We start from the raw sequence: 14,917 nt of genomic DNA, 5'->3' as shown, positions 1-14,917 counted from the left end.
ATGGTTGAGCTTGCTGAGCGCCGGCTGCTGCTGGTGCACGCCCACCCGGACGACGAAACCATCAACAACGGTGTGACGATGGCGCGCTATGTCGCCGAGGGGGCCCACGTCACCCTGGTCACCTGCACCCTCGGTGAGGAGGGCGAGGTCCTGGTCCCCGAGCTGTCGCACCTGGCCGCCGATCAGACCGACGGCCTCGGCGAGCACCGGATCGGTGAGCTCGCGAACGCGATGGCCGAGCTCGGTGTCACCGACCACCGCTTCCTCGGCGGCCCGGGCAAGTATCGCGACACCGGGATGATCTACAACGACGCGGGCAACGCGGACGTCCCGCCGGAGACCCGCAAGGACAGTTTCTGGCAGGCCGACCTGCTGGCCGCGGCCGACGACCTGGTCCCGATCATCCGCGAGGTCCGCCCGCAGGTCCTGGTCACCTACGACCAGTACGGGAACTACGGCCACCCCGACCACATCAAGGCCCACCGCGTGGCGACGTACGCCGCCGATCTCGCCGCCGCCCGGTCGTACCGGGAGGATCTCGGGCCGGCCTGGGACATCGCGAAGGTCTACTGGACGGCGATGGCCGAGTCGCGGATGCGGCAGCAGTTGCGGCTGCTGCGTGAGTCCGGTGACACGACCACGTTCGAGGGCCTGGACCCCGAGGGCCCGCTCGGCCCGTTCGTGACGCCGGACCGGCTGATCGACTGCGTGGTCGAGGGCGAGGAGTTCATCGACCGGAAGATGAACGCGATGAAGGCGCACGCCACCCAGATCACCGTCGACGGCCCGTTCTTCGCCCTGTCCAACAACCTCGGCAACCAGATCTGGAGCTCCGAGCCCTACCGCCTGGTCAAGGGCACCGCCGCTCCGGACCCCGACGGCCTCGAGCACGACCTCTTCGCCGGCGTCTGAGCCGGATACCGCAGCTCTGACTGAAGACCGGTCGGCCGCTCGCGCCTGAGCGCGAGCGCCGACCGGTCCAGCGGGTCACCAACCATCGCCTGTCCGGTACCCCGGCAGGCGATCGTGATGCGGTCGGCGTGACAGGTGCCACACGCCGGGTTGAGGTATCAACCCAGGTCCGGGCATAACCTGCTGAGGTGTCCTCTTCCGAGTCGAGTGGGAGTGTCCCGCCTGCGGACTTCCGGGCTGCCCTCGGGCAGTTCGCGACGGGGATCACGATCATGAGCACGCTGCAGGACGGTGTCGCGCACGCGATGACCGCGAACGCGTTCACCTCGGTCTCGCTGGATCCGCCACTGGTGCTGGTCTGTGTGGACAAGGCCGTCCGGATGCACGCCGCCGTCCTCGACTGCGGCTACTGGGCGGTGTCGGTGCTGTCCGCGGCGCAGCGGCCGATCGCGGACCGGTTCGCGCGGTCCGGGCGGGACCTGTACAGCCAGTTCGACGGCATCGGTACGACGGCGGGCCCGAAAACCGGCTGCCCGACCGTCGACGGCGCCCTGTCGTGGCTCGAGTGCCGGACCTGGGCGACGTACGACGGCGGAGATCACACGATCGTGGTGGGTGAGGTGCTGAGCCTCGGCACCGGCGATCCGGGCGCACCGGGCGCACTGATCTACCACTCCAGTCACTACCGGGAACTGCCCGGAAACTGATCGTTACCGTCGGGGCATCGAGGGGCAGCCCCGACGGTCGGCGGGGCCCGTGGCGTCCCGTAGGATGTGCGCTTGTGCCCTGACCAAGGCTCGAGCAGGAGGACTCTGTCCGGTGGGGAGAAAACAGCTCGCGGGGATCATCGCCGCCGCGGGGCTCGGTGTAGTCGTCGTCGGGTACGGCGCGGCGTTCGCGTTCGCCGGTGACAAGATCCCCGGTGACACCACCGTGCTCGGGATCCCGATCGGCGGGCTCTCCGAGAAGGACGCGAAGGCGAAGCTGACCGCCGGCCTCCAGGACCGGGCGGCCGCGCCGATCGCGCTGAAGGCGGGCGGATCGACGTTCCAGGTGGCGCCGGCCGACGCAGGCCTCACCGTGGACGTGGACAAGACCGTCGACGCCGCGGGTGCGGGCCGCAGCCTGGCCCCGGGCCGGATCTGGCACGCGCTGACCGGCGGTGACGCGGTCGAGCCGGTCGTCACCAAGGACGACGCCAAGCTGAAGGCGGCCGTCGACAAGCTGGCCGGCCAGGTGAACCGCAAGGCCACCGAGGGCACCATCACGTTCAAGGGCACCAAGCCGGTCAAGCACGAGCCGGCCGACGGGCTGGAGCTCGACACCGCGAAGGCGGTCGGCGCGGTGTTCGCGGCGTACCCCTCGGACGGGTCCCCGAAGGAACTGCCGGTCGGTGTGACCAAGCCGCAGGCCGCGCCCGAGGCGATCGAGAAGGCGATGACGGAGTTCGCCGAGCCGGCCATGTCCGGGCCGATCCGGCTGACCGTCGGGTCGAAGTCCGTCGAGCTGGAGCCGTCCGAGCTCGCCCCGGCGCTGGCCGTCAGCGTGCAGGAGGGCAAGGTCATCCCGGCGCTGAGCACCAAGGTTCTGGAGCCGCTGTTCCAGCAGCGGTTCAAGACGCTGGAGACGCTGCCGAAGGACGCGACGGTGCAGATCGTCGGCGCCGGCCCGAAGGTGGTCCCGGCGGTCGACGGCATGGTGGTCGACCGGGCGAAGGTCGGTGCGGCGATCCTGTCGATCCTGCCGAAGCCGACCGGCGAGCGGCGCGCCGCCGTCCCGCTGACGGCGACCAAGGCGAAGTTCACCACCGAGCAGGCGGCCGCGCTCGGCATCACGCAGAACATCGGCGACTTCAAGACCGAGTTCCCGCACGCGCCGTACCGCAACACCAACATCGGTACGGCGGCGGCGAAGATCAACGGGACGCTGCTGAAGCCGAACGAGATCTTCAGCCTGAACAAGATCGTCGGCGAGCGGACCAAGGAGAACGGGTTCGCCGAGGGGTACATCATCAGCGGCGGGAAGTTCGAGAAGGACTTCGGTGGCGGTGTCTCGCAGTCGGCGACCACGACCTTCAACGCGGCGTTCTTCGCCGGTGTGAAGATCCTCGAGCACAAGGCGCACAGCGTCTACATCAGCCGCTACCCGGTCGGCCGCGAGGCGACCGTGGCGTGGCCGTCGGTGGACCTGAAGTTCCAGAACGACTCCGGGCACGGGCTGCTGGTGCAGACGATCTTCAAGGCGTCGACGCCGGGCAGCAAGGGCAGCATCCGGGTGATCATCTGGGGCACGAAGTTCATCGACGTCACCGCCGGGCAGTCGGGGAAGACGAACGTCCGGCAGCCGAGCGTCGTCTACAACACGGCCGCCAAGTGCGAGCCGCAGGCGCCGACCCCGGGCTTCGACATCACCATCTACCGGTACCTCGCGAAGAACGGCGTCCGGCAGAAGACCGAGTCGTTCACGACGAAGTACAACGCCGCCGACGACATCCGCTGCGGTCCGAAGCCGGGCACCGTGGTCACGCCGCCGCCGGGCGGGGTGACCCCGCCGCCCGGGCGGAAGCCGTCGAGCTCGACCACCGTCACGCGCCCGCCCAGCTGATCCTCAGCCGCGGTGCAGGGTGTGGAGACCGGCTGCGACCTCGCCGAAGACAGCCTCGTCGATGACCGCGCCCTCGCGGCGGACCTGGTGCGGGTCGATGCGCAGGACGCGGTCCAGACGGACCTCGCTGGGCCGGTGCTCGTTGTCCCAGGCCCCGCTGCCGATGTCCATCCAGACCCGGCCCCAGCGCGCCTCGTCGGCGGCGTCGCGGTCGTGGTCCTTGCTGGTCAGGATCAGCGCCAGCAGGTACGGCTCGTCCCAGCCGACGACCAGCACCGGGCGGTCCTTGCCGCGGCTGTGGTCCTCCTCGAACGGCACCCAGGTCCAGACGATCTCACCGGGGTCCGCCACCCCGTCGTCAGGGTGCGGCGTGTACTCCACCCGCACGGTCCCCTCGAAGTCCCCGGCGTACTCCGGCCGCTCCACCACGTGATCCGCCATGGCACGGCAGCGTAGCCCCCTCACATCTCAGCGGTCTCACACCGTTCCACCCGCGTGCTGCTCACACGTCACCGCGGTGCGGTTCTCGCTGTTCTGCTCATCGGTCAGTTCATGGCCAACATCGACACGGCGGTGGCCAACATCGCGGGGCCCTCGATCGGGGCTGACCTGCGCGCCTCGGCGGGGGCGGTCGGGTTGGTCGTCTCCGGGTACGTCGTCGCGTTCGCCGTTCTGCTGATCACCGGCGCCCGCCTCGGCGCCTCGCTCGGCTACCGCAGGACGTTCCTGCTGGGGCTCGCCGTGTTCACCGCTGCCTCGCTCGCCTGCGGTCTCGCGCCCGGCATCGGCGCACTGGTGGTCGCGCGGTTCGTCCAGGGTGCCGGCGCCGCGCTGATGGTTCCGCAGGTGCTGAGCGGCATCCAGTTGCACTTCGCGGGCCGTGACCGTCTCAAGGCCCTCGGCTACTTCTCGATCGCGCTCTCCGGCGGGGCCGTCGCGGGCCAGCTGCTCGGCGGCGTCCTGATCGCGGCCGACCTGTTCGGCACCGGCTGGCGCCCGATCTTCCTGGTGAACGTCCCGATCGGCATCGCGCTCGCCGTGGCCGGCCGCCGGCTGCTCCCGCCCGATCCGCCCGGCCACCGCGACCGGCTGGACCTGGGCGGCGTACTCGCCTTGTCCACCACGGTTCTGCTCGTCGTCCTGCCGCTCCTGCTCGGCTCCGAACGCGGCTGGCCGGTCTGGTCCTGGATCTGCCTCCTGCTCAGCATTCCGGCCCTGGCGGTCTTCGAGTACGGCGAACGTCGGACAGCCGCCCGCGGTGATCGTCCGCTCGTGGCGCGCCAGGTGATCCGGAACCCGTCCGTCCGCGCCGGTCTGCTCGCCCACGGATGCACCAGCGGGACGTACTTCGCGTTGCTGTTCGTCCTGGCGTTGTACCTCCAGGACGGCCTGCACAAGGGCCCGGCGTACTCGGGCTTCGCCATGGTCATCTGGGTGGCGGCGTTCGGCCTGGCGGGACCTGTGATCCCGAGACTGCGCAGGGGAGTGCGCTGGATGCCCGTGGTGGGCTGTCTGGTGCTGGCAGCCGGCTACCTGTGCGTCTTGGCCTATCTAGTGCTCGGCGGCCGCAGCGGCCCGTTGCTGTTCGTCCTGCTCGGTGTGGGCGGGCTGGGGCTCGGTATCAGTGCCAACACGCTGATCGGCGCCGTCACGTCCAGCATGCCCACGCAGTACGCAGCTGACCTGTCGGGTGTCGTCGCGACCAACGCACAGCTCTCTGGAGCGCTTGGAGTCGCGCTGGCTGGTTCTACCTATGCCGCCCTCGCTGACGACCCCAGAGGGGCCTTGGCGGTCGTTCTAGCGGGGTTTGTCGTGCTGACGCTGGTCGGTGCCGCGGCGGCTCACCGGCTGGTCAGATAGCGGTACCGGTACGCCTCCTGGTAGCCCAGACGCGTGTACGTCGCCATCGCGGCCGTGTTCTCCAGCAGCACCTCGAGATAGGTACGGCGGCCACCGTGCGGCCCCGCCCAGCGCGCCAGCCCCTGCACGATCGCCGTCCCCAGCCCGCGGCGGCGATAGCTGTCCGACACCCGGATCGCGTCGACGCCCAGCCAGTGCCCAGTCATGGACCCACGCCCCACCGCCACCACGGCCCCATCCAGCGCCACCGAGGCGAACAGCGCCTTCGGAGCCCCCTCAAGCACCTTCGGAGCAACCTCCGGCACCGGGCCGTCGAAGGCAGCCGCGTACCACGCGTCGCTCGGCGCCTCGTCGAGCTGGACGTCGTACGCAGGAAGCCCGTTCACGTGGTCGAGCGTGGTGTGCATGACCAGTACGTCGGACTGCTCCGGCCGGGCCTCCACCCAGCCGAGGGCACGAATCTCGTGGTCCTGGGGACTGCCGACGCGAACCAAGGCCTGTGGAGGCAGCCGGCGCTCGCGGTAGAAGGTGACGGCTTGGTCGAGGGCGTCGGCGACCGGTACGCCGGGGTCGCCCACGGGGAGCAGCGAGTTGCCGCGGCCCGTCCAGCCTGAGGACGCTCGCAGCAACCAGTGACCGACGTACGCCGTCTCGACGGCCGGGCGGCCCAGGGCGGTCGTCAGGAAGAGCTGGTCGACGTCCACCGGGCGCAGCGGCATCTCCGGGATCGTCTTCGCGGCGGTCACGTCGGCGGCCGGGATCTCGTGCACGGTGCTGTCGGCGTGCCGGACGGTGACCAGATCGGGGGTCCAGGCCTGGAGGACCCCGATGACGTCGGTCAGACCGCCCGGTATCCGGTGCCTGACGACGACACGGTGGCCGATATCACGGGCCCGAATTCCGCCCTGGGGGCCTGACACGATCCGGACTCCTGGCAAAGTGGGCGACGTACTACCGTGATACTAGAGACACTGAGCACGACCGCATCGCAGCACCCCAAGTCCAGCGCTGCGCTTGCCTGCCATAGGAGGAGTAGCAGTGACCTACGTCATCGCGCAGCCGTGTGTTGACCTGAAGGACCTCGCGTGTGTCGAGGAGTGCCCCGTCGACTGCATCTACGAGGGCAACCGGATGCTGTACATCCACCCCGACGAGTGCGTCGACTGCGGAGCCTGCGAGCCGGTCTGCCCGGTGGAGGCGATCTACTACGAGGACGACACCCCGGAGCAGTGGAAGGACTACTACACCGCGAACGTCGACTTCTTCAACGACCTCGGCTCGCCGGGTGGTGCGTCCAAGCTCGGCAAGATCGACAAGGACCACCCGTTCATCGCCGCGCTGCCGCCGCAGGAGCACGACGAGTAATCAGCTAGTCGCACAGAGTCGCACAGGGTAGGGCGTCCCGCGGGGCGCCCTACTTTTGTTGCTCCGGGCCTTATTGGTCCAGGACGTCGACGTGGACGTGGTCCAGGTGCCGGAGGATCTTCGGGTCGCCGGAGCGTTCCGGCGGGGTGTAGTCGCGCCAGCCCGAGTCCGAGCGGCCGCCGGCGGTCCAGATCTTGTCGCTGAAGATGACGGTCTTGATCTTCAGCAGGTCCGCCCGGGCGACCAGGTACTGCGCCATCGCCCAGCCCTTCGTGGTGTTGGCCGCCGAGATCGGCCGGACGAACACGTCGACCGCCCGCCCGTCGTAGTGCGCCGACCCTTCCATGTGCCCTGTCCGCACGCCGCCCACGGCGTACCCGCCGGTGGACACCTTCCCGAACGTGCGGGCCAGGTCCTTGCGGACGGCGTCCGCGCGCGGTGTCAGCCCGTTGGCGCCCATCACCTCCGCCGGCACCGAGTCGGTGTTCACGGTGCAGCTGAAGACGCTCTTCGACTGCCCGGTCAGCGCCGAGGCCAGCACGCGGGCGTCCGCCTCGTGGTCGGCGTACGCGTTCGGGAACGCGCTGCGCTGCACCTTGTCGGCGGCGACCGTGATCGCGAGCTTCTGGTAGTTCTTGATCTTCACGAGCGCGTCGTAGAACTTGCCGGTCGCGTAGTACGGGTCCCGGACCTGCTGCGCCGTTCCCCAGCCCTGCGACGGCCGCTGCTGGAACAGGCCGAGCGAGTCGCGGTCGCCGTGCGCCAGGTTGCGCAGGCCGGATTCCTGGTACGCCGTGGCGAGCGCGATCGTGGCGGCCCGGGCCGGGAGCCCGCGGCGGACGGCGATCCCGGCGATGATCGCCGCGGCCTCGGCCTGCTCGAAGTCGACCACGACCAGCTGCCCGTTGACCGTGGCGGTGCACTGCTCGGTCGGCGGCAGCAGGTTGCCGACGTGCTTGCCGCCGAGCCAGGCAATGCCGACGCCGACCACCAGACTGAGCGCGCCGATGGCACCCACGGCCACCAGGGCACGACGCTTCACCGCCATACCGCTCCCAACGTCCGAGGGCGGGTGACAGGTTCCTGTCTCACGGACAGGTTGACGTGCCGGGCCTCACGCCGGTTGCCGAATTCATACTTTCGGACGATCAGGCGTTCGCGTGCAGCGCCTCGTTGAGCGTGATGCCCTCGCCCTTGCGTGGGCGGGCCTCGACGGCGCCGGTGACCGAGTTGCGGAGGAAGAGCAGGCCGGGCTGACCGGACAGCTCGCGGGCCTTGACCACGGCGCCGTCCGGGAGCGTGACCTTGGTGCCGGCGGTGACGTACAGCCCCGCCTCGACCACGCAGTCGTCGCCGAGCGAGATGCCGGTGCCGCCGTTCGCGCCCAGCAGGCAGCGCTTGCCGATCGAGATGACCTGCTTGCCGCCGCCGGACAGCGTGCCCATGATCGACGCGCCCGCGCCGATGTCGCTGCCGTCGTCGACCACGACACCGGCGACGATCCGGCCCTCGACCATCGACGTGCCGAGGGTGCCGGCGTTGAAGTTCACGAAGCCCTCGTGCATGACCGTCGTGCCCTCGGCCAGGTGCGCGCCGAGCCGGACCCGGTCCGCGTCACCGATCCGGACGCCGGACGGGACGACGTAGTCCGTCATCCGCGGGAACTTGTCCACGCTCGTCACGCTCAGGTGCTTGCCGGCCGCGCGGGTCCGCAGCCGGACGCTCTCGATCTCGTCGACCGGGACCGGGCCGAGCGACGTCCACGCGTTGTTCGGCAGGGCGCCGAAGATGCCGTCCAGGTTCACGCCGTGCGGGCGGACCAGGCGGTGGCTCAGCAGGTGCAGCCGCAGGTACGCGTCCGCCGTACCGCTCGGGGCGTCGGCCAGCGCGATCTCGGTCGCCACCACCGCGCGCCGGACCTGGCGGAGCTCGTCGTTGCCCTCGGCCGCGACCAGCTCGGCCGGCGCCTTGACGTCCTCGGGCCGCGACCCGAGCGCGGGCGCCGGATACCAGACGTCGAGGACGTCCCCGGCGGTCGTAACGGTGGCAAGGCCGAAGCCCCAGGCGTGCGTGGCGTTCTCCGTCATACCCCACACCCTAATTCGGCGGCGCTCGCCGACTCACCGTGGTCTACTTTTCGGATGCTTCCTGCGTGGGTTCCGGGTCGGGTGGTTCTGGAGGCTCTCGGGGCTCCCGCGGAGGACGTGGTGCACGGTGAGTTGCTGCGGCAGTGGGGTTCGTCGGAGGTCAGGCGGCTGTCGTACGGCCTGCGCAGCGTGATCGTGAAGCACGGGTCCGACACGCAGTCCGGCGAGGACGCGGCGTACGAGCGGTTCGTCGTACCGCTGGAGTTGCCGGCGCCGCGCCTGCTGTACGGCGACGGCGGCGTGATCGTGCTCGAGGACGTCGGCCGGGTGACGCTGGAGCAGGAGCCGACCGCGGACGGGTTCCTCGCCGCCGCCGACCTGCTCGCCGAGATCCGCGGCCGGGTGGTGCCGGGGCCGAGCGGGTTCCCGCCGGAGCGCGCGAAGGAGCTGGCCGACCGGATCGGCCGGGTCTCGTTCGACATCGCGCCGCTGACCGAGGCGCTGGCCGCGCTGCACCGGCAGGCGCCGTCGGGCGTCGTGCACGGCGACTTCGTCCCGAAGAACCTGGTCACCGACGGGACCCGCTGGACCGCCGTCGACTGGCCGCTGACGTACGTCGCCCCGCACCTGAGCGACCTCTACACGCTGGTCCGCGATGCCGTTGCCTTCGGCTACGAGCGCGGGCCGGTCGTGGCCCGGTACGTCGAGACTGCCGGGGCGGACTCGTTCCTCGTCGATCGCCAGTTGCTGGTCGGCGGCGCGTGCTTCTGCCTGCTCGCGCTGACCTTCGTGGTCGAGGAGGGCCTGCGGACGATCCCGGAGTCGAAGGACTGGATCGACCCGTTGCTGGCCGAACTGGCGGATCTGGTGGAGCAGTTGTCGTGAGACTGCTCGTCCTCGGCGGCACGAAGAACCTCGGCCGGCACGTCGTCGAGGCCGCGCTCGCGGACGGCCACGAGGTGACGCTGTTCAACCGCGGCCTGACGAATCCGTCGATCTTCGGTTCGGTACGCCGGATCGCCGGCGACCGCGCCGCGCCCGACGCCCTCGCGACCGGCGAGTGGGACGGCGTGATCGACATGTCCGGCTTCCTGGTCCGGGACGTCGCGCTCAGCGCGGCCGTCCTACGGGACCGCTGCGCGCACTACACCTACATGTCCTCGATCGCTGTGTACGCCGACCGGACCACGCCCGGGATGACGGAGACCGCCCCGCTGCTGCCCTGGCCCGACGGGGCCCCGGAGGACCACTTCACGATGGACCTCTACGGCCCGTCGAAGGTCCGCAACGAGTCGTTGCTCACCGCCACCTTCGGCGATCGCGCCGCCGCCGTCCGCTCCGGCTTCGTCATCGGTCCGTACAACCCGGACTTCGGCAACTGGGGCTGGGCGCTGGCGCACGACCTCCCGATGGAATGCGCCGCCCGCCCCGATCAGCCCGTCCAGTACATCGACGCCCGCGACCTGGCCGCCTTCCTCCTGCACCTCACCGTGCACCGCATCCCGGGCCCGTTCAACGCGGTCGGTCCGACTCATACGCTCGCCGACCTGGCCGCCGTCTGGCAGTCCGTTGTACCCGACCCGAAGCCGATCGACTGGTCACCCGCCGTCGACCGCTTCCACCTGCCGCACGACGGCTCCAACGACGGCACCTTCCAGCTCGCCAACACCCGCGCTCTGGCCGCGGCCCTCCAGCTTCGCCCGGCCGGAGAAACCGCCCGCGATTATGTCGCCTGGGTCCACGATGGAAACGTTCCTCCCGAGCCCCCGCACTGATACGTAACATTGCGGCGTGATCATTGCGACCGGTGGTGGACCAGGCGGGCCGACGAGCTCTCGGGGTGGGTTCGGGAGCGTGGACGGAACGCGCTACTCGGGGGTTTCCGGCGGGCGGCAGGAGGCCGAGCTGCCGGGCGCCGGGGGAGTGGTCGCCACCGGGGACAGGCTGCGGTACAAGATCTATCCGGAGCTGGACGCCGCGCTGACGTACTCGGCGACGTACGCAGCCGTAGAGCTGGTGTTCGCGGACGGCACGCGGCTGGACAACGCCCGCGACCAGTACGGCAAGGCCGCCGACGCGGCGGGCCAGGGCGCGGCGAAGATCCTGTACGCCGACCAGTGGAACGACGTGCAGATCGACCTGACCGCGGCCGCCGGCCGGACGATCGCGCAGGTACTGCTCGTGGTCGACGCACCGGAGGCAGGGCACGAGTTCGCCGGCTGGATCGACGACGTCGAGATCGGCCCGGCGCCTGCGGAGCCCGACGGCTCGGACCTGACCGCCTACGTCGACACGCGGCGCGGGACCAACGCCAGCCACGCCTTCTCCCGCGGCAACACGCTCCCGATCACCGCCTGGCCGAACGGGTTCAACTTCGTCACGCCGGTCACGAACGCGTCGACGCACCGCTGGCCGTACGAGTACCAGCGCGCCAACAACGCGGACAACCGTCCCGAGCTGCAGGGCCTCACGTTCTCGCACCAGCCGAGCCCGTGGATGGGCGACCGCGACCAGCTGACGATCATGCCGGTCGCCGCCGCCGAGCCGCTCGGCGATCCGGCCGCGCGCGCCGCCGCGTTCAGCCACGACGACGAGATCGCCCGCCCCGACCTGTACGCGGTCGCGCTCGCGAACGGTGTCCGCGCCGAACTCGCCCCGACCGACCACGGCGCGATCTTCCGCTTCACGTTCCCGGCCGACGCGCCGGGCCGGCACCTGGTCTTCGACACGATCGACGAGCACGGCGCGTTCTCGTCCGACGGGAACGCGGTCACCGGCTGGGTCGAGAACGGCTCGGAGTTCGGCCGCACCCGGATGTACTGCTACGGGGTGTTCTCCAGCGCGCCGGCGGCCTTCGGCGCCACGTCGGGCGGCCGCGACAACGCCCGCGCCGCGAGTTTCGACGGATCCGAGGTGACGTTGCGGATCGCGACGTCGTTCATCGGGGTCGACCAGGCGCGGCACAACCTGGAGCTCGAGCTCGAGGGCCGGTCGTTCGAGGAGATCCGGGCCGCGGCGAACGCGATCTGGAACGAGCGCCTGCAGGTGATCCGGCCCGAGGGCGCGACGCCGCCGCAGCTGCGGACCGTGTACGGCAACCTCTACCGCCTGAACCTCTACCCGAACTCGCACTTCGAGAACGCGGGGACGGCCGACGCACCGGAGTACCGCTACGCGAGCCCGGTCCTGCCGACCGAGGGCGAGGCCACCGACCGGAGCACGAACGCGGTGATCCGGTCCGGGAAGATGTACGTCAACAGCGGATTCTGGGACACCTACCGGACCGCGTGGCCGGCGTACGCGTTCTTCTACCCGGCGCTGACCGCCGAGCTGGTCGACGGATTCGTGCAGCAGTACCGCGACGGCGGCTGGATCGCGCGCTGGTCGTCGCCCGGGTACGCGGACTGCATGACCGGGACGAGCTCCGATGTGTCCTTCGCGGACGCGTACCTCAAAGGCGTGACGCTGCCGGATCCGCTGGCGACGTACGACGCCGGCCTGCGGAACGCGACCGTCGCGCCGGAGGCGACCGAGGTCGGGCGGAAGGGTGCCGAGACCGGGTTCTTCGCCGGCTACGTGAGCACCGACACCGAGGAGAGCGTGTCCTGGTCGCTCGAGGCGTACCTGAACGACTTCGCCCTCGCCGAGATGGCCACCCACCTGGCCGACTCCCATCCCGAGCGCCGTGCGCAGCTCCTGGAGGAAGCGGAGTACCTGCGTCGCCGGTCGCTCAACTACGTGCTGCTGTTCGACCAGGACATCGACTTCTTCCAGGGGCGCCGGCCGGACGGGACCTTCGCCCGGACCCCGGCCGACTTCGACCCGGAGGAGTGGGGCGGCGACTTCACCGAGACCGACGGCTGGAACTTCGCCTTCCACGTCGCCCACGACCCGCGCGGCCTGGCCAACCTGTACGGCGGTCCGCGCGGCCTGGAGGCGAAGCTCGACGAGTTCTTCGCGACACCCGAGCTCGCGACGAAGAAGGGCACCTACTCGATCGTCATCCACGAGATGGTCGAGGCGCAGGCCGTCCGGATGGGCCAGTTCGGCTTCTCGAACCAGCCCGCGCACCACATCGCCTGGATGTACAACTACGCCGGCGCACCGGCCAAGACCCAGGCGATCGTCCGCGAGGTCCTCGACCGGCTGTACGTCGGCGAGCAGATCGGGCAGGGCTACCCGGGCGATGAGGACAACGGCGAGATGTCCGCCTGGTACCTGTTCGCCGCGCTCGGCCTCTACCCGCTGCGCGTCGGCGCCCCGGAGTACGCGATCGGCTCACCGCTGTTCCGGCGTACGGTCGTGGCGCCGATCGGCGGCGCACCGCTGACGATCACGGCCACCGGTGCCGAACACCCTTATGTGCAAGAGGTCGAGGCCGACGGCAAGCAGCTGTCCGTAGCCTCCATCACCCATGAGGCCCTGGCGACCGCCGGCCGGCTCGACTTCACCCTGGGAGCCGACCCGTCCGACTGGGCGACCCTGGAGTCACCGCCGGCCCTGACCACCGGCGAGGCCGTCGCGAGCCCACTGGTCGACCTCATCCCGCGAGACCCCGGCAACCCGCTCTTCGACGACACCTCCGCCACGGAAGCCGGCCTGGATCCCGTCACCACGTGGTCCCTGCCGGCTCCCGCGACCGCCACGATCTACACACTCACCTCGGCCCGGGCCGAGGCGGCCCCGACCGAGTGGCGCTTGGAGGGCTCCACCGACGGCGCCACCTGGACCACTCTCGACGAACGCGCCGACCAGACCTTCCGCTGGCACCGCCAGACCCGCCCGTTCACCATCAGGACCTCCGGCGAATACCAGCACTACCGCCTGACCACTCCCACCCCGGCCGCCCTCGCGCAAGTGGAGCTGCTGCCCTGAACCCCTGAGTACGATGGCCGGCATGACCGGTGATCCTGCGCGCAAGGGCGGTGCCGCGCGGGCGACGGACCGGCCCGGGGACACGTCGCCGTTCGCGCTCGGCCTGTTGCTGCGCCAGGCGCACTGGCGGGCCGGTGGTGTGATGGCCGACGCGCTCCGGCCGCTCGGCATCGAGCTGCGGCATTTCGCCGTGCTGATCGTGCTGGTCAATCAGGGCCCGACGATGCAGCGCGACCTCGCGGCCGCGACCGGCTCGGACAAGGCCGGGATCATGCGGATCGTGGACGACCTCGAGCGCAAGGGCCTCGCGGTGCGCACCGCCGTACCGGGGGACCGCAGGGCCCGGTCCGTCGAGATCACGCCCAAGGGACTCGAGCTCTTCGACGAGGCCCATGTCGCCGCCGAGCCACTGGCCGGGCGCCTGGTCGCCGGTCTCGCACCGGCCGAGGCCGAGCAACTCGCGGACCTGCTCACCAAGCTCGTCTACGACTCCGGCCGGTAGGCGAACCCGCGCGACGGCGCCTGCCGCGCGGGCCCGCGGTCGGTGGTCACGCCGCGACGCGCTCCGCGAGCGCCTTCGCCCGGGACACCGCCTCCTCGAACGCCCGCTCCCGGGACCGCTCGTACAGCGGGATCAGATCGGCCATCGCGGCCATCTTCGGCGCCATCGTCAACTCCGGAACGATGAATTCGACCTCGAGGCCGAGCCCACCGCCGAGCACCGCCCGCAGATAGTTCTGCACGAACTCGAAGCCGTGCCGCGGTGTGCCGGGCGCGTAGGAACCGCCGCGGCTGGCGATCACGACCGTCGGCAGACCGTCCGCCGAGCGGGACTCGCCGGAGGTCCGGCCGGGCAGGATGACGCTGTCCAGCCAGGTCTTCAACGTGGACGGGATCGTGTAGTTGTACATCGGCGCGCCGATCAGCAGGGCGTCGGCCTGCTCGAGTTCCTCGATGAGCGCCAGCCGCGCCGCGAGTCCGGCGGCCTGCGCGGGCGTGTGCTCGGTCGCGGGGGTCAGGCCCGCGGTGTAGGCCGCGGCCGTGATGTGCGGGACCGGGTCGGCGGCCAGGTCGCGGTAGCGCACGTCGCCGCCGGGGTGCAGTTCCCGCCAGGTCTTCACGAACGTCTCCGCGACGGCCCGGGACGCCGACCGCTCGGCGGGAAAGACGGACGAGTCCAGATGTAACAGCGTGGGCATGATTCTTCTCTCTCC

At 70.6% G+C, this 14,917-nt stretch carries 14 protein-coding genes; 9 read left to right on the top strand and 5 right to left on the bottom strand.

Features of this window, described 5'->3' with window-relative positions; translation table 11 throughout:
- From mshB to ABZW60_RS14425, 3 genes are all read left to right on the top strand, one after another.
- On the top strand, positions 1 to 912 hold the full coding sequence (mshB, locus tag ABZW60_RS14435) for an N-acetyl-1-D-myo-inositol-2-amino-2-deoxy-alpha-D-glucopyranoside deacetylase (RefSeq protein ID WP_355476806.1): 912 nt from the start codon (positions 1 to 3) through the stop codon (positions 910 to 912).
- A 188-nt stretch (positions 913 to 1,100) separates the two neighbouring features.
- Positions 1,101 to 1,619 carry a flavin reductase family protein gene (locus tag ABZW60_RS14430; RefSeq protein WP_355476804.1) on the top strand — a complete coding sequence of 173 codons (519 nt, stop codon included), beginning with the start codon at positions 1,101 to 1,103 and terminating at the stop codon, positions 1,617 to 1,619.
- Between the two features lie 112 nt (positions 1,620 to 1,731).
- Entirely contained in the window at positions 1,732 to 3,516 is a 1,785-nt protein-coding gene (locus tag ABZW60_RS14425) for a VanW family protein (protein WP_355476802.1), read from the top strand.
- Between the two features lie 3 nt (positions 3,517 to 3,519).
- Here ABZW60_RS14425 and ABZW60_RS14420 read toward each other — a convergent pair whose 3' ends face one another.
- Positions 3,520 to 3,957 (bottom strand): type II toxin-antitoxin system PemK/MazF family toxin, encoded by a 438-nt coding sequence (locus ABZW60_RS14420; RefSeq protein WP_355476800.1) that lies wholly within the window; start codon positions 3,955 to 3,957, stop codon positions 3,520 to 3,522.
- Positions 3,958 to 4,011: 54 nt separating this feature from the next.
- Between ABZW60_RS14420 and ABZW60_RS14415 the strand changes: the two genes are divergently transcribed.
- Entirely contained in the window at positions 4,012 to 5,376 is a 1,365-nt protein-coding gene (locus tag ABZW60_RS14415; RefSeq protein WP_355476798.1) for an MFS transporter, read from the top strand.
- On the opposite strand, the gene ABZW60_RS14410 is transcribed toward ABZW60_RS14415, so the two are convergent.
- The gene (locus tag ABZW60_RS14410) at positions 5,358 to 6,296 is read right to left on the bottom strand and encodes a GNAT family N-acetyltransferase (RefSeq protein WP_355476796.1); all 939 of its coding nucleotides are present in this window, start codon (positions 6,294 to 6,296) and stop codon (positions 5,358 to 5,360) included. The two genes, ABZW60_RS14415 and ABZW60_RS14410, sit on opposite strands and share 19 nt — an antisense overlap.
- 118 nt (positions 6,297 to 6,414) lie before the next feature.
- Here ABZW60_RS14410 and fdxA point away from each other — a divergent pair, with 118 nt between their 5' ends.
- The gene (gene fdxA / locus ABZW60_RS14405) at positions 6,415 to 6,741 is read left to right on the top strand and encodes a ferredoxin (RefSeq protein WP_012923087.1); all 327 of its coding nucleotides are present in this window, start codon (positions 6,415 to 6,417) and stop codon (positions 6,739 to 6,741) included.
- A gap of 70 nt (positions 6,742 to 6,811) precedes the next feature.
- Here the strand turns inward: fdxA and ABZW60_RS14400 are convergent, their stop codons facing one another.
- Both ABZW60_RS14400 and dapD read right to left on the bottom strand, forming a co-directional pair.
- Positions 6,812 to 7,789 (bottom strand): hypothetical protein, encoded by a 978-nt coding sequence (locus ABZW60_RS14400; protein ID WP_355476794.1) that lies wholly within the window; start codon positions 7,787 to 7,789, stop codon positions 6,812 to 6,814.
- A 100-nt stretch (positions 7,790 to 7,889) separates the two neighbouring features.
- Positions 7,890 to 8,828 carry a 2,3,4,5-tetrahydropyridine-2,6-dicarboxylate N-succinyltransferase gene (gene dapD / locus ABZW60_RS14395; RefSeq protein ID WP_355476792.1) on the bottom strand — a complete coding sequence of 313 codons (939 nt, stop codon included), beginning with the start codon at positions 8,826 to 8,828 and terminating at the stop codon, positions 7,890 to 7,892.
- Between the two features lie 81 nt (positions 8,829 to 8,909).
- Between dapD and ABZW60_RS14390 the strand changes: the two genes are divergently transcribed.
- The 4 genes from ABZW60_RS14390 (at position 8,910) to ABZW60_RS14375 (ending at position 14,205) form a co-directional block, all read left to right on the top strand.
- Positions 8,910 to 9,713 carry a phosphotransferase gene (locus ABZW60_RS14390; RefSeq protein ID WP_355476790.1) on the top strand — a complete coding sequence of 268 codons (804 nt, stop codon included), beginning with the start codon at positions 8,910 to 8,912 and terminating at the stop codon, positions 9,711 to 9,713.
- Positions 9,710 to 10,603, top strand: a complete 894-nt coding sequence (locus tag ABZW60_RS14385; RefSeq protein WP_355476788.1) for an NAD-dependent dehydratase — start codon at positions 9,710 to 9,712, stop codon at positions 10,601 to 10,603. The genes ABZW60_RS14390 and ABZW60_RS14385 overlap by 4 nt, the downstream gene beginning before the upstream one ends.
- Before the next feature lie 79 nt (positions 10,604 to 10,682).
- A complete protein-coding gene (locus ABZW60_RS14380; protein WP_355476786.1) occupies positions 10,683 to 13,703 on the top strand; it encodes a GH92 family glycosyl hydrolase in 3,021 nt (1,006 codons plus the stop codon).
- Between the two features lie 22 nt (positions 13,704 to 13,725).
- Positions 13,726 to 14,205: a MarR family transcriptional regulator gene (locus ABZW60_RS14375; RefSeq protein ID WP_355476784.1), complete on the top strand. Its 480-nt coding sequence runs from the start codon at positions 13,726 to 13,728 to the stop codon at positions 14,203 to 14,205.
- Between the two features lie 46 nt (positions 14,206 to 14,251).
- Here the strand turns inward: ABZW60_RS14375 and ABZW60_RS14370 are convergent, their stop codons facing one another.
- Positions 14,252 to 14,902 carry an NAD(P)H-dependent oxidoreductase gene (locus ABZW60_RS14370; RefSeq protein ID WP_355476782.1) on the bottom strand — a complete coding sequence of 217 codons (651 nt, stop codon included), beginning with the start codon at positions 14,900 to 14,902 and terminating at the stop codon, positions 14,252 to 14,254.
- Positions 14,903 to 14,917: the final 15 nt, after the last annotated feature.

It is taken from the genome of Kribbella sp. NPDC003557 (genome assembly GCF_040610805.1).
Taxonomy (GTDB): Bacteria; Actinomycetota; Actinomycetes; order Propionibacteriales; family Kribbellaceae; genus Kribbella.
The sequence above is the reverse complement of the archived record's forward strand: the minus strand, read 5'-3'. Positions and strand labels throughout refer to the sequence as shown.

Bases quoted from the DNA above. Each gene is read 5' to 3' on its own strand.
- ABZW60_RS14420 (WP_355476800.1), bottom strand. From the start codon at position 3,957: ATGGCGGATCACGTGGTGGAGCGGCCGGAGTACGCCGGGGACTTCGAG.
- ABZW60_RS14375 (WP_355476784.1), top strand. From the start codon at position 13,726: ATGACCGGTGATCCTGCGCGCAAGGGCGGTGCCGCGCGGGCGACGGAC.
- mshB (WP_355476806.1), top strand. From the start codon at position 1: ATGGTTGAGCTTGCTGAGCGCCGGCTGCTGCTGGTGCACGCCCACCCG.
- ABZW60_RS14370 (WP_355476782.1), bottom strand. From the start codon at position 14,902: ATGCCCACGCTGTTACATCTGGACTCGTCCGTCTTTCCCGCCGAGCGG.
- ABZW60_RS14400 (WP_355476794.1), bottom strand. From the start codon at position 7,789: ATGGCGGTGAAGCGTCGTGCCCTGGTGGCCGTGGGTGCCATCGGCGCG.
- dapD (WP_355476792.1), bottom strand. From the start codon at position 8,828: ATGACGGAGAACGCCACGCACGCCTGGGGCTTCGGCCTTGCCACCGTT.